This window comes from Streptomyces apocyni, from assembly GCF_009739465.1.
Taxonomy (GTDB): domain Bacteria; phylum Actinomycetota; class Actinomycetes; order Streptomycetales; family Streptomycetaceae; genus Streptomyces; species Streptomyces apocyni.
Genome location: NZ_WHOM01000056.1, coordinates 1 through 18,320, shown reverse-complemented (window position 1 = coordinate 18,320; position 18,320 = coordinate 1). Strand labels below are relative to the sequence as shown.

General features: G+C 69.8%; 13 protein-coding genes. 6 read left to right on the top strand and 7 right to left on the bottom strand.

Annotation, left to right across the window (positions count from 1 at the left end):
* The first annotated feature begins 9 nt into the window (after nucleotides 1-9).
* The 4 genes from GCN81_RS15730 (at nucleotide 10) to pulA (ending at nucleotide 10,382) form a co-directional block, all read left to right on the top strand.
* Nucleotides 10-1,713, top strand: coding sequence for a glycoside hydrolase family 13 protein (locus GCN81_RS15730; RefSeq protein ID WP_156725247.1), 1,704 nt, complete (start codon nucleotides 10-12; stop codon nucleotides 1,711-1,713).
* Nucleotides 1,701-2,774 (top strand): LacI family DNA-binding transcriptional regulator, encoded by a 1,074-nt coding sequence (locus tag GCN81_RS15725; RefSeq protein ID WP_156725246.1) that lies wholly within the window; start codon nucleotides 1,701-1,703, stop codon nucleotides 2,772-2,774. The genes GCN81_RS15730 and GCN81_RS15725 overlap by 13 nt, the downstream gene beginning before the upstream one ends.
* A gap of 329 nt (nucleotides 2,775-3,103) precedes the next feature.
* Nucleotides 3,104-4,822: a carbohydrate-binding module family 20 domain-containing protein gene (locus GCN81_RS15720; protein ID WP_156725245.1), complete on the top strand. Its 1,719-nt coding sequence runs from the start codon at nucleotides 3,104-3,106 to the stop codon at nucleotides 4,820-4,822.
* A gap of 106 nt (nucleotides 4,823-4,928) precedes the next feature.
* A complete protein-coding gene (gene pulA, locus GCN81_RS15715) occupies nucleotides 4,929-10,382 on the top strand; it encodes a pullulanase-type alpha-1,6-glucosidase (protein ID WP_156725244.1) in 5,454 nt (1,817 codons plus the stop codon).
* Between the two features lie 81 nt (nucleotides 10,383-10,463).
* Here the strand turns inward: pulA and GCN81_RS15710 are convergent, their stop codons facing one another.
* The 4 genes from GCN81_RS15710 to GCN81_RS15695 all read right to left on the bottom strand — a co-directional run bounded on the left by GCN81_RS15710 (nucleotide 10,464) and on the right by GCN81_RS15695 (nucleotide 13,933).
* Entirely contained in the window at nucleotides 10,464-11,072 is a 609-nt protein-coding gene (locus GCN81_RS15710) for a 3'-5' exonuclease (protein WP_156725243.1), read from the bottom strand.
* Complete coding sequence (locus tag GCN81_RS15705) at nucleotides 11,069-12,259, bottom strand: radical SAM protein (RefSeq protein ID WP_156725242.1); 1,191 nt, start codon at nucleotides 12,257-12,259, stop codon at nucleotides 11,069-11,071. Before GCN81_RS15705 ends, GCN81_RS15710 begins: the two co-directional genes overlap by 4 nt.
* 79 nt (nucleotides 12,260-12,338) lie before the next feature.
* Nucleotides 12,339-12,845: a nucleoside-diphosphate kinase gene (locus tag GCN81_RS15700; RefSeq protein ID WP_231626749.1), complete on the bottom strand. Its 507-nt coding sequence runs from the start codon at nucleotides 12,843-12,845 to the stop codon at nucleotides 12,339-12,341.
* A gap of 26 nt (nucleotides 12,846-12,871) precedes the next feature.
* On the bottom strand, nucleotides 12,872-13,933 hold the full coding sequence (locus tag GCN81_RS15695) for a thymidylate synthase (protein ID WP_231626748.1): 1,062 nt from the start codon (nucleotides 13,931-13,933) through the stop codon (nucleotides 12,872-12,874).
* Between the two features lie 403 nt (nucleotides 13,934-14,336).
* Between GCN81_RS15695 and GCN81_RS15690 the strand changes: the two genes are divergently transcribed.
* Both GCN81_RS15690 and GCN81_RS15685 read left to right on the top strand, forming a co-directional pair.
* On the top strand, nucleotides 14,337-14,720 hold the full coding sequence (locus tag GCN81_RS15690; protein ID WP_231626747.1) for an ATP-binding protein: 384 nt from the start codon (nucleotides 14,337-14,339) through the stop codon (nucleotides 14,718-14,720).
* Between the two features lie 23 nt (nucleotides 14,721-14,743).
* The gene (locus GCN81_RS15685) at nucleotides 14,744-15,223 is read left to right on the top strand and encodes a diadenosine tetraphosphate hydrolase (protein ID WP_156725239.1); all 480 of its coding nucleotides are present in this window, start codon (nucleotides 14,744-14,746) and stop codon (nucleotides 15,221-15,223) included.
* Between the two features lie 78 nt (nucleotides 15,224-15,301).
* Here GCN81_RS15685 and GCN81_RS15680 read toward each other — a convergent pair whose 3' ends face one another.
* The 3 genes from GCN81_RS15680 to GCN81_RS15670 form a co-directional block, all read right to left on the bottom strand.
* Nucleotides 15,302-16,006, bottom strand: a complete 705-nt coding sequence (locus tag GCN81_RS15680) for a 2'-5' RNA ligase family protein (protein ID WP_156725238.1) — start codon at nucleotides 16,004-16,006, stop codon at nucleotides 15,302-15,304.
* 28 nt (nucleotides 16,007-16,034) lie between these two features.
* Nucleotides 16,035-17,375, bottom strand: a complete 1,341-nt coding sequence (locus GCN81_RS15675) for a hypothetical protein (RefSeq protein WP_156725237.1) — start codon at nucleotides 17,373-17,375, stop codon at nucleotides 16,035-16,037.
* 200 nt (nucleotides 17,376-17,575) lie between these two features.
* On the bottom strand, nucleotides 17,576-18,320 hold a 745-nt coding region (locus GCN81_RS15670), incomplete at its 5' end, for a transposase (RefSeq protein ID WP_156721852.1).

Sequence of the window (18,320 nt, the reverse complement as noted above, 5' to 3'; positions counted from 1 at the left end):
AGGGATGACATGACCCAGCACCTCGCTGACGCCACCGCCGGTACGGAATCCGCTGCCGACCGCAGCACCGCCGACCGCCCAGGCTGGTGGCGGGACGCGGTCATCTACCAGGTCTATCCGCGCAGTTTCGCCGACGGCAACGGCGACGGCATGGGCGACCTCGAGGGCGTACGCGCGCGGCTGCCGTACCTGCGCGACCTCGGCGTCGACGCCGTATGGCTGAGCCCCTTCTACGCCTCGCCGCAGGCCGACGCGGGCTACGACGTCTCCGACTACCGGGCGATCGACCCGATGTTCGGCACCCTCTTGGACGCCGACGCGCTGATCCGCGACGCCCACGAACTGGGCCTGCGCATCATCGTCGACCTGGTGCCCAACCACTCCTCCGACCAGCACGAGTGGTTCAAGCGCGCCCTCAAGGAGGGCCCGGGCTCGGCGCTGCGCGACCGCTACCACTTCCGCCCCGGCAAGGGCACGGACGGCGAACTCCCGCCCAACGACTGGGAGTCCATCTTCGGCGGCCCCGCCTGGACCCGTACCACCAACCCCGACGGCACCCCGGGCGACTGGTATCTGCACCTGTTCGCGCCCGAGCAACCCGACTTCAACTGGGAACACCCGGCCGTCGCCGACGAGTTCCGCTCCATCCTGCGCTTCTGGCTGGACATGGGCACCGACGGATTCCGGGTCGATGTCGCCCACGGCCTGGTCAAGGCCGAAGGCCTGCCGGACATCGGCGGCGACGGCGAGCAGCTGAAGCTCCTTGGCAACGACGTCATGCCGTTCTTCGACCAGGACGGCGTGCACGAGATCTACCGCAGCTGGCGCCGCATCCTCGACGAGTACCCCGGGGACCGGATCGCCGTCGCCGAGGCCTGGACGCCGACCGTGGAGCGCACCGCGCACTACGTACGCCCGGACGAGCTGCACCAGGCCTTCAACTTCCAGTACCTGGGCACCCACTGGGACGCCGCCGAACTGCGCGAGGTCATCGACACCTCGCTCGGCGCGATGCGCCCGGTCGGCGCCCCCGCCACCTGGGTGCTGTCCAACCACGACGTCACCCGGCACGCCACCCGCTTCGCCAACCCGGCGGGCCTGGGTACCCAGCTGCGCGAGGCGGGCGACCGTGCACTCGGTCTGCGCCGGGCCCGCGCGGCGACGCTGCTGATGCTGGCGCTGCCCGGCTCCGCGTATCTCTACCAGGGCGAGGAGCTGGGCCTGCCGGACGTCACCGACCTGCCGGACGAGGTGCGCCAGGACCCGTCGTTCTGGCGGGCCAGCGGCCAGGACGGCTTCCGCGACGGCTGCCGGGTACCGCTCCCGTGGACCACCGAGGGCAGCTCGTACGGCTTCGGGACCGGCGGGAGCTGGCTGCCGCAGCCCTCCACCTGGGGCGCGCTGAGCGTCGAGGCCCAGACCGGTGACCCGGACTCCACCCTTGAGCTGTACCGCAGCGCCCTCGCGGTGCGCCGCGAGCAGCCCGCGCTCGGCGCGGGCGACGCGGTCGCGTGGCTGGACGCGCCCGAGGGCGTACTCGCCTTTCGCCGCGCGGGCTCGTTCGTCTGCACCGCCAACACCACCGGTGAAGCCGTACGCATCCCGCGCCCAGGACGCCCGCTCCTGGCCAGCGCCGAACCGGTGGCCGACGGCGCCGAGGACGCGGCCGAGGTGGAGCTGCCCGCCGACAGCACCGTCTGGTGGGCGGTGTGACGATCCCTCCGCCGCGGGGTGCCGGTGCCGGTACCGAGCCGTCCGGCACCGGCACCCCGCGGCTCGCGGACATCGCGGCCCAGGCCTCGGTCAGTGAGGCCACCGTCAGCCGGGTGCTCAACGGCAAGGCGGGCGTCGCGGGCGGCACCCGGCACCGGGTGCTGGCCGCGCTCGACGTGCTGGGCTACGAACGCCCCGTACGGCTGCGGCAGCGCAGCGCGGGCCTGATCGGGCTGGTCATCCCGGAGCTCACCAACCCGATCTTCCCCGCCTTCGCCCAGGTCATCGAGCAGGTGTTGGCCGGGCACGGCTACACACCCGTGCTGTGTACGCAGATGCCAGGAGGCGCCACCGAGGACGAGCTGGTCGAGCAGCTGGAGGCGCGCGGCGTCACCGGCATCATCTTCCTCTCCGGGCTGCACGCCGACACCACGTCCGACCCCACCCGCTACCGTGAACTCGGCGCGCGAGGCACCCCGTTCATCCTGGTCAACGGCTTCAACGACCAGGTCAAGGCGACCTTCGTCTCGCCCGACGACCAGGCGGCGGTCCAGATGGCGATGCGCCATCTCTCCGAACTGGGGCACGAGCGCATCGGCCTGGCCGTCGGCCCGGCCCGCTATGTGCCGTCCCGCCGCAAGGCTGAGGGCTTCGCCCAGGCCCTGCGCACCACCTCCCCCGGCACGGACCCCGAACCTCTGACGCGGCACACGCTGTTCAGCGTCGAGGGCGGCCACGCGGCGGCGGGCTCGCTGCTCGACCAGGGCTGTACGGGGATCGTGTGCGGCAGCGACCTGATGGCGCTCGGCGTCGTACGGGCCGTCCGGGAGCGGGGACTTGACGTGCCCCGGGATGTCTCGGTGGTCGGCTACGACGACTCCCAGCTGATCGCCTTCACGGACCCGCCGCTGACCACGGTGCGCCAGCCGGTACGGGCGATGGCGACCGCGGCGGTCGGCGCCCTGCTGGAGGAGATCCACGGAAATCCCGTACAGCGCACGGAGTTCGTCTTCCAGCCGGAACTGGTGGTACGGGGCTCGACGGGCGCCGTACGGAGCTGACGCGGAGCGGACGCGGCGTACCGGGCCGACCGGCCGGGCGCGTAGGACCCGGCGTGGCCGGGAACCCTCGGCCGGTCGGTCCGGATGTGGTTGAACGTAGCACCACTGCAATGTCTTGCGGAAGGCTTTGCGGCTGTGTGAGGTCGGGATTTCAGGGTGATGACGCGAGTGTGTCCAGAGGGTTGACCGGGACCTGGCGGGATCGTACGGTCACGTCCGCAAGAACTTTCTAAGAACTTGCAGCAAGAACCCACAGGCCTTACGGGCATGGCGCGTTGCCGTACAAGGCTGCACCGTCACCCGTACCTCCCCCCACAGCTGGAGGAAGCATGGCCCGCAGACCCCTTGCTGTCGCACTCGCCGCCGCACTCGCCCTCGTGGCAGGCGCGGCCGCCGCGGTCGTCGCCCCCGCAGGCACCGCCCAGGCCGCCCCGCCCGGCGAGAAGGACGTGACCGCCGTCCTCTTCGAGCAGACCTTCGCCTCGGTCGCCACCGCGTGCACCGAGAAGCTCGGCCCGGCCGGATACGGCTACGTCCAGGTGTCACCGCCCCAGGAACGTATACAGGGCTCCCAGTGGTGGACCGCGTACCAGCCGGTCAGCTATCAGATCGCCGGTCCGCTCGGGGACCGCGCCGCGTTCAGGAGCATGGTCGACGCCTGCCACGGCGCGGGCGTCAAGGTGGTCGCCGACACGGTGATCAACCACATGACGGCCCGTTCCGGCACCGGCACCGGCGGCACGTCGTACAGCAAGTACGACTACCCGGGCCTGTACTCGGGCGCCGACCTCGACGACTGCCGGTCCGAGATCGGAGACAACTACCAGGACCGGGCCAACGTCCAGAACTGTGAGCTCGTCGGTCTCGCCGACTTGGACACCGGTGAGGAGTACGTCCGCGAGCGCATAGCCGGATACATGAACGACCTGCTGTCGCTCGGCGTCGACGGCTTCCGGGTCGACGCGGCCAAGCACATGCCCGCCGCCGACCTGGCCGCCATCAAGTCCCGGCTCAGCGACCCGAACGTGTACTGGAAGCAGGAGGCGATCCACGGCGCGGGCGAGGCCGTCTCGCCCAGCGAGTACCTCGGCAACGGCGACGTCCAGGAGTTCCGCTACGCCCGCGGCCTCAAGCAGGTCTTCAATGGCGGGAGCCTCGCCGACCTGAGGAACTTCGGCGAGGGCTGGGGCTTCATGGAGTCCGGCGAGTCCGCCGTCTTCGTGGACAACCACGACACCGAGCGCCACGGCGACACCCTCACCTACAAGGACGGCGCCCACTACACCCTGGCCAACGTCTTCATGCTGGCCTGGCCGTACGGCTCACCGGACGTTCACTCGGGCTACGAGTTCACTGACTTCGACGCCGGGGCGCCGAACGGCGGCACGGTGAACGCCTGCTACCAGGACGGCTGGACCTGCCAGTACGACTGGCGCGAGATCTCCTCGATGGTCGGCTTCCGGAACGTGGCGCGCGGTCAGGGCGTCACGAACTGGTGGGACAACGGCGGCGACCAGATCGCCTTCGGCCGCGGCGACAAGGCGTACGTCGCCATCAACCACGAGGGGTCATCGCTGACCCGCACTTTCCAGACCTCGCTGCCCGCGGGCGACTACTGCGACGTCCAGAGCGGCAAGGGTGTCACGGTCGACGGCTCCGGCCAGTTCACCGCGACGCTCGGCGCCAACACCGCCGTCGCCCTGCACGCGAACGCCAGGAACTGCGACGGCGGCGGCGACCCGGACCCCGGTGTCACCGGCGCCTCCTTCAGCGTCGAGGCCACCACCGCCTGGGGCGAGAACATCTACGTCACCGGCAACCGCTCCGAGCTGGGTGACTGGAACCCGGCGAACGCCCTCAAGCTCGACCCGGCGAGCTACCCGGTCTGGAAGCTTGACGTCTCGCTGCCCGCGGGCACGGCGTTCGAGTACAAGTACGTCCGCAAGGACGCCGACGGCAACGTCACCTGGGAGAGCGGCGACAACCGCACCGCCACCGTGCCGTCCGACGGCGGACTGGTCACGCTGAACGACACCTTCCGCAACTGATCCCTCCGCCGCCGTCTGATCCCTCCGTCTGAGCCCCGTCCAGGGCCGCCCCGCGCTCCCCCGTGGGGCGGCCCGGTCTCCACACCCTCACGAGGAGAGCCGTACCGTGATACGCCCGCCCACCCCGCGCAGAGCGGCCACCGCCGTCCTGGCGCTGGCCCTCTGCGGCACGCTCGTATCGGCCGCGCCCCCCGCGGCCCAGAAGCCACCCAGGCCGCCGTCGGACGCCAAGCTCGCCGCCGAGCCCGCCCGACACGACCTGACCCGGGAGCAGTTCTACTTCGTCCTCCCGGACCGCTTCGCCAACGGCGACCCGAAGAACGACCGGGGCGGCCTGACCGGCTCCCCCCTGAAGACCGGCTACGACCCCACCGACAAGGGCTTCTACCAGGGCGGCGACCTCCAGGGCATCACCGACCGGCTCGACTACATCAAGGGCCTGGGCACCACCGCCATCTGGATGGCGCCGATCTTCAAGAACCAGCCGGTGCAGGGCGAGGGCAAGGACGCGTCGGCCGGATACCACGGCTACTGGATCACCGACTTCACCCAGGTCGACCCGCACTTCGGCACCAACGACGACCTTGAGAAGCTGATCGACAAGGCCCACGACAAGGGCATGAAGGTCTTCTTCGACGTCATCACCAACCACACCGCCGACGTCGTCGACTACGAGGAGAAGTCCTACGACTACCTCTCCAAGGGCGCCTTCCCGTACCTGACCAAGGACGGCGTCCCGTTCGACGACGCCGACTACGCGGACGGGGGTAAGCGACGGTTCCCGAAGGTCGACAAGAACTCCTTCCCGCGCACCCCCGTCGTCCCGGACGCCAAGAAGAACCTCAAGGTGCCCTCCTGGCTCAACGACCCGACGATGTACCACAACCGGGGCGACTCCACCTTCGCGGGCGAGTCCAGCCAGTACGGCGACTTCGTCGGCCTGGACGACCTGTGGACCGAGCGCCCCGAGGTCGTCGAGGGGATGGAGAAGATCTACAAGAAGTGGGTCAGGGACTTCGACATCGACGGCTTCCGGATCGACACCGTGAAGCACGTCAACACCGAGTTCTGGACCCAGTGGGCCACCACACTCGACGCGTACGCCGCCAAGAAGGGCCGCGAGGACTTCTTCATGTTCGGTGAGGTGTACTCCGCCGACCCGGCCATCAACGCCGAGTACGTCACCGAGGGCCGACTCGACGCCACCCTCGACTTCCCCTTCCAGGAAGCCACCCGCCAGTACGCCTCCCAGGGCGGCTCGGCGGCCGGGCTCCGCGACGTCTTCGCACAGGACTACCGCTACACCACCGACAAGGCCAACGCCTACGAGCAGGTGTCCTTCCTCGGCAACCACGACATGGGGCGCTTCGGCACCTTCCTCAAGCAGGACAACGCGGGCGCCGACGACGCCGAGCTGATCAAGCGGTACGGGCTCGCCAACGAGCTGATGTTCCTGTCCCGGGGCAACCCGGTCGTCTACTACGGCGACGAGCAGGGCTTCACCGGCGCGGGCGGCGACAAGGACGCCCGCCAGACCCTGTTCGCGTCGAAGACCGCCGACTACCTCGACACAGACAAGAACGACCAGCTCGGCACGGACCGCACCCACGCGGACGACGCGTACGACCCCAAGCACCCGCTCTACCGGCAGATCGCCGAACTGTCGAAGCTCACCGCCAAGCACCCGGCCCTGCGCGACGGCGTCCAGACCGAGCGCTACGCCGCCGACGGCCAGGGCGTCTACGCCTTCAGCCGCACGGACGCCAAGGCGAACACGGACGCCAAGGCGAACACGGACGCCAAGGCGAAGACGAAGAACGGGCCCGTCGAGTACGTGGTCGCCACCAACAACGCCGACACGGCGCGGACGGTGGAGTTCCCGACCGAGTCGGCGGGCACGGACTTCCGTACGCTCTACGGCGATTCGCCAGCGGCCACCGTGACCAGCGGCTCCGACAAGAAGATCAAGGTCACCGTCCCGGCGCTGTCCTCCCTCGTCCTCAAGGCCGCCGACCCGCTCGACGCCCCCACCACAAAGCCTTCCCTCACCCTGAAGGCCCCGAAGGCAGGCGCCACCGGCACCGTAGAGATCTCCGCCGACGTCTCCGGCGGCCAGCTCAACCGCGTCGTCTTCGCCGCCCAGCAGGGCAACGGCAAGTGGCGGACGCTCGGCTCCGCCGACCACGCCCCGTACCAGGTGACCCACAAGATCGACGCCCGCGAGGGAACGGCCCTGCGCTACAAGGCCGTCGTCGCCGACTCCCAGGGCCATACCGCCAGCGACCTCGCCACCAGCACGGCGGGCGCGCCCCCCGCCGAAGAGGTACCCGGCGCGGTCGAGCGCGACTACGCGGTCGTGCACTACCAGCGCGCCGACGGCGACTACGACGGCTGGCAGCTGAAGTCCGGTGACTCCGCGGCCCCCGTCACCGCTCCCTTCACCGGCCGCGACGCCTACGGCGCCTTCGCCTGGCTGAAGCTGGACAAGGGCGCCACCAGCGTCTCGTACACCGTCGAGAAGGACTCCGCCGCCGAAGGACCCGAGCGCACCATTGCCCTCGCCAAGACCGGCGAGGTGTGGATCGAGCAGGGCAAGGACGGCCAGGCGGACACGGCACCCGACGGCGCCTATCCGCCGCAGGACGAGAGCAAGGCGGTCCTGCACTACCAGCGCGCCGACGGCGACTACGACGGCTGGGGCCTGCACGTCTGGACCGGGGCGGCGAACCCGACCGACTGGTCCAAGCCCCTTCAGCCCGTCCGCACCGACGCCTACGGTGCCGTGTACGAGGTGGAGCTCACCGACGGCGCCACATCCCTCAGCTACATCCTGCACAAGGGTGACGAGAAGGACCTCCCGTCCGACCAGTCACTCGACCTCAAGGCCAACGGGCACGAGGTGTGGATGCTGAGCGGTCAGGAGAAGTACCTGCTGCCGCAGCCCAAGGGCGGCGGCGCCAACCTCGACCTGACCAAGGCCGAGGCGGTCTGGATCGACCGCGACACCCTCACCTGGAACGGCAGCCCCAGCGCGGCATCCACCCAACTCCTGTACTCCCGCCGCGGCGACATCGCCGTCCAGGACGGCGCCCTCACCGGCGACGCCCGCTGGCTCCGGCTGACCGAGACCACACTGACCGACGCCCAGAAAAGGCGGTTCCCGCACCTGGCCGACCAGCGCGCCTACTCCGTGGACCCGCGTGACCGGGACCGCGACCGCGTCCGTAAGGCCCTGAAGGGCCAGATCGTCGCCACCCAGCGGGCCGTGAACGGCGCCGTGCTCAGCGCGACCGGCGTACAACTCGCGGGCGTACTTGACGACCTGTACGCGGGCAAGGCCGCCAAGGCCGACCTCGGCGCGACCTTCGACCGTAAGGGCCGCCCCACGCTGCGCGTATGGGCCCCGACCGCACAGAAGGTCTCCCTCCAACTGGACGGCAGGCGCAAGGCCGTCGCCATGAAGCGCGACCACGCCAGCGGCGTCTGGTCCGTCAGGGGCAACAAGTCCTGGCGGGGCAAGCAGTACCGGTACGCCGTCAAGGTGTGGGCGCCGAGCGTCCAGAAGGTCGTGACCAACAAGGTCACCGACCCCTACTCGGTAGCCCTGACCGCCGACTCCAAGCGCAGCATCATCACCGACCTCAGCGACCTCACCGACCGCAAGCTGGCCCCCAAGGGCTGGTCGAAGCTGAAGAAGCCCGCCGCCGTACCGCTCACCAAGGCCCAGATCCAGGAGCTGCACGTCCGCGACTTCTCCGTCGAGGACGCCACGGCCTCCGCCAAGAACCGCGGCAAGTACCTGGCCTTCACGGAACCGAACACCGAGGGCTCACAGCACCTGCGAGACCTCGCCGCGTCCGGCACCTCCTACGTCCACCTCCTCCCCACCTTCGACATCGCCACCATCCCCGAGCAGACCAAGGACCAGGCCACCACCGACTGCGACCTCGCCTCCCACCCGGCGGACTCCGCCGCACAGCAGGAGTGCGTCGCCAAGACCGCCGCCAAGGACGCCTACAACTGGGGCTACGACCCCTACCACTACACGGTCCCCGAGGGCTCCTACGCCACCGACCCGGACGGCACCCGGCGCACCGTCGAGTTCCGGAAGATGGTCCAGTCCCTCAACAAGAGCGGGCTGCGCGTGGTGCTGGACGTCGTCTACAACCACACCACCGCGTCCGGCCAGAACGACACCTCCGTACTCGACAAGATCGTCCCCGGCTACTACCACCGCCTGTTGGCGGACGGTTCCGTGGCCACCTCCACCTGCTGCGCCAACACCGCGCCCGAGAACGACATGATGGGCAAGCTGGTCGTCGACTCGATGGTCACCTGGGCCAAGGAGTACAAGGTCGACGGCTTCCGCTTCGACCTGATGGGCCACCACCCGAAGGACAACATCCTCGCCGTGCGCGAGGCGCTGGACGCGCTGACCCTCGCCAAGGACGGCGTCGACGGCAAGAAGATCGTCCTGTACGGCGAGGGCTGGAACTTCGGCGAGGTCGCCGACGACGCGCGCTTCGTCCAGGCCACGCAGCAGAACATGGGCGGTACCGGCATCGCCACCTTCAACGACCGGTCCCGCGACGCGATCCGCGGCGGCGGCCCCTTCGACGCCGACCCCGGCGTGCAGGGCTTCGCCTCCGGCCTCTACACCGATCCCAACTCCTCCAAGGAGAACGGAACTCCAGCCGAGCAGAAGGCCCGCCTCCTGCACTACCAGGACCTGATCAAGGTCGGCCTGACCGGCAACCTCCGCTCATACACCTTCACCGACACGCGTGGCCGTACGGTCAAGGGCTCCGAGGTCGACTACAACGGCGCCCCGGCCGGATACGCCGACGCGCCGGGCGACGCCCTCTCCTACGCCGACGCCCACGACAACGAGACCCTGTACGACGCACTCGCCTTCAAGCTGCCGCCGGACACGTCCGCCGCCGACCGCGCCCGAATGCAGGTACTCGCCATGGGCACAGCCGCGCTGTCCCAGGGCCCGGCCCTCTCCCAGGCCGGAACCGACCTGCTGCGCTCCAAGTCCCTGGACCGCAACTCCTACGACAGCGGCGACTGGTTCAACGCCATCCACTGGAACTGCCGCGCCGGGAACGGCTTCGGCCGAGGCCTGCCGGTGGCGGCCGACAACGAGGACAAGTGGCCCTACGCCAAGCCCCTGCTGACCGCCGTCCCGAAGGCGGGCTGCCCACAGATCGAGGGCGCGACGGCCGCGTACCAGGACCTGCTCCGTATCCGCACCACCGAGAAGTCCTTCTCACTCGGCACGGCGGAACAGGTACAGCAGGCGCTCTCCTTCCCTCTGTCCGGAAAGAACGAGACCCCCGGGGTCATCACCCAGCGGGTCGGTGACCTGGTCGTGGTCTTCAACGCCACGCCGGACCGCCAGACCCAGAAGATCGCGGACCTGGCCGGAACGGACTACCGCCTCCACCCGGTCCAGGCCGACGGCTCGGACTCCGTAGTGAAGTCGGCGTCCTACAAGAAGGAGTCGGGAACCTTCACGGTCCCGGCCCGCACGGTGGCGGTGTTCACTACCCGCTGACGCACGCGCGCTCAGCTCAACGACCGTGCCCCGCACCGGATCATCTCCGATGCGGGGCACGGCCATAGGTGGGGTCGTTGTTCACCACAAGGTGGCTTCCCGTTCTGGTGGTTGCGGGGCGCCGGGGAGGCCAGGTGGCACCGCCCGGGACGCCAGGTCGGACCAGGTCTCGTAGTGGTCGGCCATCGTGAGGAGGAGCAGGGCGGTGGCGTACGCGTCGTAGGTCGCCCGGTGGCGTTGAGCGGGGGCGGCTGAGAGGTCCAGGTGGGTGTGGTTGATGAGGGCGTCGAGGGAGTGGGAGGGGGCGTCGGGGTAGGTCGCGCGGGCCAGGCGCAGGGTGTCGATGACTCCGGTCGGTTCCCAGCCCGGGAGGTGGCGGGTGAGGACGCGGTGGTCGACGCAGGCGTTGTGGGCGCAGATCCAGGCGCCTGTGAGGAACGAGCGGACGCCGTCGCGGACTTCGGGCCAGGTCGGGTACGTGGCGAGGTGGTCGTTCGTCAAGCCGTGGACCTTCTCGGCGAAGGGGGCGACGGGGACGGGTGGGCGGATCAGCCAGGCTCCGGCCGTGGTGGTGTCCGGGTGGCCGTCGCGGATGGGGAGGGCGGCGACTTCGACGAGGTCGGGCGGGTTCGCGCCGTTGCCCTCGACGTCGACGACGAGCAGGCGGTCAGGCCAGGTGGTGGGGTTCACGGGGACTCCCTAGGTGGTTGCTCGGCCGGGGACCAGCCGACGTCGGCGCGGCCGTGCCGACGGTGGTGGTGCGGTTTCGCGCGGTCGTGGCACTGATAGCCGAAGCCGTGCTGCAGGTAGTAGCGCGGCGGTTCGTCCAGTCCCTCGACGATGATGGCGCGGTCCGTCACCTCGACGTCCCCGGCCGCACCGAGAGCGCGGGCCTCGCGGGTTGCCTCGGCGGAGTCCGGCTTCTGCCAGGCGCTGGCGCACAGGCCGAGTTGGGCGGTTGGGCAGATGTCGCACAGTTCGCGGATGCCGTAGTGGCCGTTGTAGTCGGGCTCGCCGTGGGCGTACGCCACGCCGCAGCTGGTCTTGCGGAAGAGCGGGCCGTACGGGGCCTCGGTGTTGGTGGGGTCGTGGAAGGCGCGGAGGATTCGCTGTTCGGAGTCTTCGGGCATGATCTTGCGTCGGGCAGTGCCCTCGTACGGTGCGGGGATGCCGTGGGCCTTGTAGTACGCGGCGATCTCGGCGCGGAAGAACAGACCCGTGAAGACCGTCGCGTGTGCGTGCCCGGCGAGTTCGCGGGCTTGGTGGAGGTGTGCGTCGGTGTCGTTGAGGCCGGGGACGACCGGGCGCCAGTAGAGGACGGTGCGGTAGCGGTCGGCGTGGGCGTACAGGGTGCGCAGCCTGGCTTCGGCGATGGCGGAGTCGACGGGCTCGATGCGCTGGTCGGTGATACCGGAATGGGTGACCAGGATCGTCAACCTGATGTTCCGGAAGCTGTTGAGGACGTCACAGTCCTCGGGCTCGACGCGCCAGCGAGTGATCACGAGGACGTGGTTGGTCAGGCCCCGTTCGTCCAGGAGGCGCAGCACATTGAAGGTGTGCGGTTTGACGACCGGGAGCATGGGGTCGGTGGCCCGGTTGAAGAGCTGTACGGGGGTGCGGTGTGGGCGGAAGTAGGCGTGGCCTGTGAGCGCTGTGACGGCCTCCTCGTCGGTCATCAGGGCGCGCGGCACCTTCATCTCGAAGTTGCCGAAGAGGTGTCGTACGCAGTAACCGCAGTCCAGTGGGCAGCCCACGACGTGATTGAGGGAGAGGCCGGACTTGCGGTACTCGATCACCGTGGCAAGTTCGGGTTTGAGGGAGCGGAGCTGCTCCGTGGTGAGCAGGGGGAGCGGGCGGCGGGTGGGTGTCGTCGCCATGGTGGATACCTCCAGAGGGCGTGTGCGGCGGTCGGACGCGCGGCCGGAGCCACGCGGTCGGAGCCTCGTCGTCGTCGGGTCAGGTGCTGAGCAGGTGGTGCTGTCTCGCGCCGTACCAGGTGCCGAAGTCACGTCGTGTGGCCGCCGCGTCGTCGGAGGAGTGGACGAGGTTCTCGACGAGGCGGTCTTCGGTGAGGGCCGCGACGAGGCTGTCCGCGCCGAGGTCACGGCGGAGGGCGCCGCGCCGGGCCCTGGCCGGGTCGTAGTGGCCGAGCAGGTCACGTACGCGGCGGGGCGTGCCGGGCGCGCCGTGAACGAGGGCTACGGCGACCGAGCGGCCGACGTACATCTCGTGCAGGGCGGCCGGGATGTCGATGTCGAACCAGTCGGCGCCGACGAGCAGGTCCCAGTAGTGGACGTGGATCTGCCAGGCCGCGACCTCCGGCACATCCGTCCGATCGCGCACGGACGCAACCTGGGCGATCCGGTCCAGGACGGTGTCGACCAGACCACGGCGTACGCAGTCGGGCTTGAGGAGGACCACGCTCCAGCGGTCCCAGTCGACGTCGGCGACCACGTCACCCATCGCTACGGGGCGCCGACAAGGCGCGCTCATCGGACCGGCTCGAAGCCGCGAGGCATACGCGACGGCCAGCGGTGGGCGAGCAGCCAGCGCGGGCCTGCGTCGAGCGAGGTGAGGACGTCCTTCTCGACCGGGTCGGCCGGGCAGTGGGTGAGCTGCCGCTGCGCCTCGAAGAGGAGCAGGACCTGCTGCCAGTACGGGGCCAGGCCGAGCTCGGCGAGGTCGGCGGGCCGGTACGGGGCCTGGTTGGTGCGTAGCGCCTCCTCGTGCCGCAGCACGGTGGCGAGGGTCGTGGGGGCGGTGTCGGCGGGCATCGGTGGGAACGGGAAGCGTGAGGTGGAGGCGGCCGGGCGGTCGGCGGCCTCGGTGAGGACGCGGTCCACCCGGTCGAGGTCACGGTCGCCGAGGTGTGCCGAGCCGATGTGGTGGATGTACGTGCCGAGTTCCAGGCCGAGTTGGACGGCGGCATACTCCTGGATCATCGTGAACGAGAACACGTCCGCGAGCAGCCCGCGGTCGCAGTCGTTGGCGCGCATGTAGCAGACCATGTGCAGTCGGCCTGCCCGTACGAGGAGGTGGAGCGCGATCGCGCAGGACATGTCGGGGTTGTCGGGGACAGTCATTTCGTGGGCCTCGAAGATCGGTAGCAGGCCGCGTTTGCTGGCTGTCTCGGTGCGGAGCAGCGACAGCACACGGTCGAAGGGCGAGACAGCGTCGTCCCGGTCTCCGTCCCCCTCGCGGTCCCCACCGCCGATGGGTTGGAAGATCCGGGAGCCGTAGGCGGAGCCGCGGACCGTCTTGCCGTCTTGTGAGACGGCACGCATCCGCGGCGCGTAGTACTCGATCATCTCGACGTCGTCGCGGCCGCTGAGGTACCAGAGCGCCTCGGCGAAGTGGAATGCCGGATTGACCTTGCGGGCGGCGAGGTAGGGCAGTCGCTCGCGCGGGTTGGCCAGCTCGAAGCTCAGCCCGAGGGACTCGCGGCTGGCGTTGCCACGTGGGGCGTTGCGGTACTGGTGGGCGTACGTGATGTGGCGGAGCACGTCGACGTACGCCTGCTCGAAGTCGGGGTAGACGGGCGGTGCGAGCACCGGGGCCTCCTGGGGGCCGACGGATGGCGGATGGGCCCGCGCGCACTGAGGGAGAGCCGCATGTGTCGTGGCGACCGGTCGGCGCGGGCTGGGGCTGTGGGGCTGCCCTGGTGAAGACCCTTGCCGAGGCCGGGCGGCGTCGGTACGTCGTCGATCCGCCGTCCGTACGCCGTTCGTACGCCGTCTTCGGGCGGGCGGAAAGCCGGCGCGGCGGCGGTGACGCGTCGTATCGCTGCGACGTACGCGGACCGATGCTTGCTGTTTCCAGCGGCTTGGGACCGGGAGGGATTGTGACGAGACGATGTACATGCCGACACGCACGGAGGCGGACACAGGCCGAGGGCGGGCCAGGCCGCTCCAACAGAGGTGTTGGGTGAACCTGGCTGAGGCGGAGGAACCTCTCTTGCTTGCCCGAGATCGAGTGCGGGGCGCACTGACCGGGTGCGTGTCGCCGTCATGCGTCGACGACGCCGTGCTGGTCGTCTCGGAGCTGGTCGGCAACGCCCTGTGGCACACGGGCGGCGGCCCCGACTGCCTGGTGCTGGAGGCCTACCGTGACGTCGTGGTGCTGTGGGTACACGACGGGGGTGGAGACGTTGACACCGTACGGACTCGCACAGACGTGGGATCGACTGCCGATCTGCTGGCGGAGAGCGGGCGCGGCCTGCTGCTCGTAGAGGCGCTGACGGCGCGTTGGTACGTCCAGCCGACCTCGCTGGGAAAGGCGGTTGTGGCCATGCTTGACCTGGTCTACTGCGAGTTCGGTAGAGGTGAGAGAGCCTCTTGATCGCTGGCAGGTAAGTTTCGGTCATGAATGGTGACTGGCGGATGGACCGGATCGGGAGTGCTCTGCGGGGTGAGAACCCTGCCGTGTTGCGGCGCTTGGACGCGGGGTTCGCGGTGATCGGGGATGTGCAGTTCCTCCCGGGCTATTCGGTGCTCCTCGTGGATGACCCTGATGTGCAGCGGCTGTCGGACCTGCCGAGACCCAAGCGCTTGTCCTTTCTGTCCGACATGGACCGGCTCGGAGAGGCGGTTGAGCGCGCATCTCGGCGCCTGGACACGGCCTTTCGCCGCGTCAATCTGGAAATCCTGGGAAACACCGACGGGTTCTTGCACGCGCATGTGTGGCCGCGGTTCGAATGGGAGTCGGCCGATTTGGTGGGCATGCCGGTATGGCTCTATCCGCGCGACCGGTGGAGCGACGAGCGGTTCACACTCGGCCCACAGCATGACGGGCTACGGGAAGCCATCGGCAGTGAACTGGACCGGCTGCGCTCGACGGACTGACGGACTGACCTCGCCGTCAGGCCCGAGACCAGGGAACCGAGAGGGGCAGTCATGATCTGCCCTCGCAGCGTGATCACCTCAGCCAAGTGGGAGGCTCTTCACTACGTCCCAGCGGTACGTGCGCTGTTCCCGCCGCAGCTCCACCAACTGGACCTCGCTGATCCGGGTTTCGATGCCTTGGAGGGAGCGAAGTCCGGCCACCGTCTCGATCACCGGGGCGGCGGGGCGGGGACGGTTGTTGTACGCGAGGCTGAGGTGTGGCCGGAAGACTGCTGTCGGCTTCCGGGGCGTGAGGTTCATGGCGCGGCCGGACTCGGCGAGGGCTGCGTGCAGGTGCAGGAGTGGCTCCCACGGTCCGAGGGAGAGGCGAACGGCTCCCCGTGACCCGGCGAGCGGCATGGCGCGTACGGAGAAGGGGGCGGGCAGAACCGGCTCGGCGGCCCGGAGCAGGTCGTCGAGGTGAGCGGGAGTGACCGTGTTCGGGGTGCCCACTCGGGCCAGGGTGATGTGGAGGCCGCCGCCCGGGACCGGGTCGAGACCGAGCGGTGCGAGTCCCGCCTGACAGCGTGCGGCCAGGGCTGTGAGGTCGGAGTCGGTGGGGAAGGTCAGCAGCCAGTAGTAGGCGCGGGTGCCGTCGGGCCAGCCGGGGCGGGCCCAGTGGTCGGTCATCTTATCCAGCGCGCTGAACGCGGCCCAGTCGTGCGCCGCGATCGCCGCCGGGCTATGGATGTCCGCCGGGGGCTCAGCGGGGAACGTGTCGGGGTCGGCGCTGAGCAGGGGCACTCGGGCGTACTCCTTCGGATCGGCTGCCTCACACTGCTCTGGCGGGGCGCGACATGGCCAGCGCTGTCGGCTGGGAGCTCCAGGCGCGGAGCTCCTCGCCATACTCACGTACTGCGGGATGGTTCCGCCATGCCCCAGCCAGGTCGTACAGATCGCGGGAGCGCTGGAACACCGAACTGATCGGCGAGGCCCCGCACAGATGTAAGGCCTCGCGGCCGAGTGCCATGGCGTGGTCGAGGTCGGGGGAACGCTTTTGGAGGAGGGCCGTGGAGACGTCGAGGCGTACGAGGGAGCGGCTCCACGTCGAGTCGGAGTGCTCGACGAGGTCGTCGATGCGCTCGGCGTCGTGCAGCACCTGGGCGGTGTCGCCGAGCGCTGTGTGCGCGGTCACCGCGTTCGCCAGGGTCCTGGCCCGCCCGTACGGAGAGAAGGAGATGCAGGAGGTGAGGCCAACCGGGGCGTCGTGGTGGTCGGAGAGGTCGAGGGCCCGGCCGATGGCCTGTTCGGCGGCGCGGCGATCGCCGGTCTTGGCCAGGGCGCGCGCCCGGCCGTTGACGAGGAGGCGGATGGACTGGGCATCGTGCGGGGCCCGTTCGACGGCTGCGGCGGCGCAGGCGTCGGCCTCGTCGTAGCGGGCGGCGTAGTAGAGGCCGAAGGACAGGGTGCCGCTCGCCCACAGCTCGGTGTCCAGGTCATCGATGGCCCTGCTGAGGTCCAGGGACTCGGTGCAGTACGCCTCCGCGAGCGCGAAGTCCCCGGTGTTCACGGCCATGTAGGCGAGGAGGCCGGAGGTGCGGGCGGCGAGACGGAAGAGTTCCTGGCGTACACGCGGGGGCTGGCGGCCGTCGAGGAGGGTGTGGGTGAGCTGACGCAGGTTGCGGGTCTGCGGGCGCAGAGCGTGCGGGCCGTGCTGCTCGTACTGAGCGGAGACGTTCTCCAGGGCGTTGGCGAGGAAGGTGAGGGTGGCGTCGTCGGCGTTGCTGGTGGTGAGTTCGTGGGCGCGGGCGACGATCTGGAGGGGGTCGTCGCCGGTGTCCCGGGGGAGTGGGACGTGGGGCGGCGGCACCGGTGTCGGTGTCGTACGTGCGGCGGCGTCTCCATCGCCGCCCGCCCCGGAGAACAGCTCGGAGACCGGCCTGCCCAGTAGGTGTTCCAGCACCCGGCAGGCGTCCGGGCGCGGAAGGGTCCGCAGGTCACCGCCCATCCAGCGGTCGAACTGCCGGGCGGAGACCCGGAGCGAGGCGAGCCGCAGGTCACCGTCGAGTTCCGCGAGTCTGACAGCCACCCGTTCGAACTGGGTCGCGAAAGCTCCGTACGTCGTCAGATGCCGCTGCTGAAGTAACTGCCGGAACACGGTCGTCCGGGGCATGGCACACCCTCCCGGTGTGGCGAGCGGGCCGACCCGGAGGCAGTGCGCGCCGATGGCGGTGCGTCGCACCTCGCACTCATCGGTCGGCGGGGCGCGCGCCCGGAAGGTGCACGCCGTGACCACAGGCAGAATGCCGGTGGCGGAGTCAACTAGGCAATATGTCTGCCGAAGTTGACCCGATTGGAAGCCCCTATGTTTCGTCAAGCCACAGAAGGGGTCTGGTTGGCGGCTCGGGGCTGGATGTGCCGGTAGAGCTCGCGGGCGACGTACCGCTTCAGACACCGGATGATCTCGCGCTTGGACATGCCCTCGGCGGTGCGTCGCTCCAGATACTTCTGGGTGCGTTCGTCCCAGCGGATGCGGGTCTGCACGATGCGGTAGAGGGCGGCGTTGGCCTGGCGGTTGCCTCCGCGGTTCAAGCGTCGGCGTTGTGTCTTGCCGGAGGACTGCTCGACCGGGCTGACGCCGCACAACGCGGCGAAGGACGTTTCGTCGACGAGTCGGTCGGGGTTGTCACCTGCGGCGATGAGGAGGACTGCGGCGCTGTCGGGCCCGACGCCGACCAGGTCCAGCATCTGGGGCCGGCAGGCGCGGACGGCCCTGGTGGTGCGGCGGGTGAGCTCTTTGACCTCGTCGGACAGGTGCTGGACTCTGCGGGCGAGCAGGCGCATCGTGAAGACGGCCTCGCCGCGGTGATCCACGTCGAGGGCCGCGCAGGTGGCGACCAGCGCAGGGTTGCTCAGGCCGGTGAGGAGTTCGCGCAGATCCGGGTCGATGGACATGAGGACGGCCTTGAGCTGGTTCAGCGCCTGAGTGCGGGCCTTGACCGCCGATTCCTTGGCCAGCCGCAGGACCCGCATGTCCTCCACAGGCCCGTCCGCGCTCTTCGGCACGGTGGTGGCCCGTCCGGACAGCACGGCACGAGCGGCCGCGTCCGCGTCGATG

Coding starts and splice junctions, on each gene's coding strand:
- GCN81_RS15685 (WP_156725239.1), top strand. CDS start 14,744: ATGAATGGTGACTGGCGGATGGACCGGATCGGGAGTGCTCTGCGGGGT.
- GCN81_RS15730 (WP_156725247.1), top strand. CDS start 10: ATGACCCAGCACCTCGCTGACGCCACCGCCGGTACGGAATCCGCTGCC.
- GCN81_RS15705 (WP_156725242.1), bottom strand. CDS start 12,259: ATGGCGACGACACCCACCCGCCGCCCGCTCCCCCTGCTCACCACGGAG.
- GCN81_RS15700 (WP_231626749.1), bottom strand. CDS start 12,845: ATGGGTGACGTGGTCGCCGACGTCGACTGGGACCGCTGGAGCGTGGTC.
- GCN81_RS15720 (WP_156725245.1), top strand. CDS start 3,104: ATGGCCCGCAGACCCCTTGCTGTCGCACTCGCCGCCGCACTCGCCCTC.
- GCN81_RS15675 (WP_156725237.1), bottom strand. CDS start 17,375: ATGCCCCGGACGACCGTGTTCCGGCAGTTACTTCAGCAGCGGCATCTG.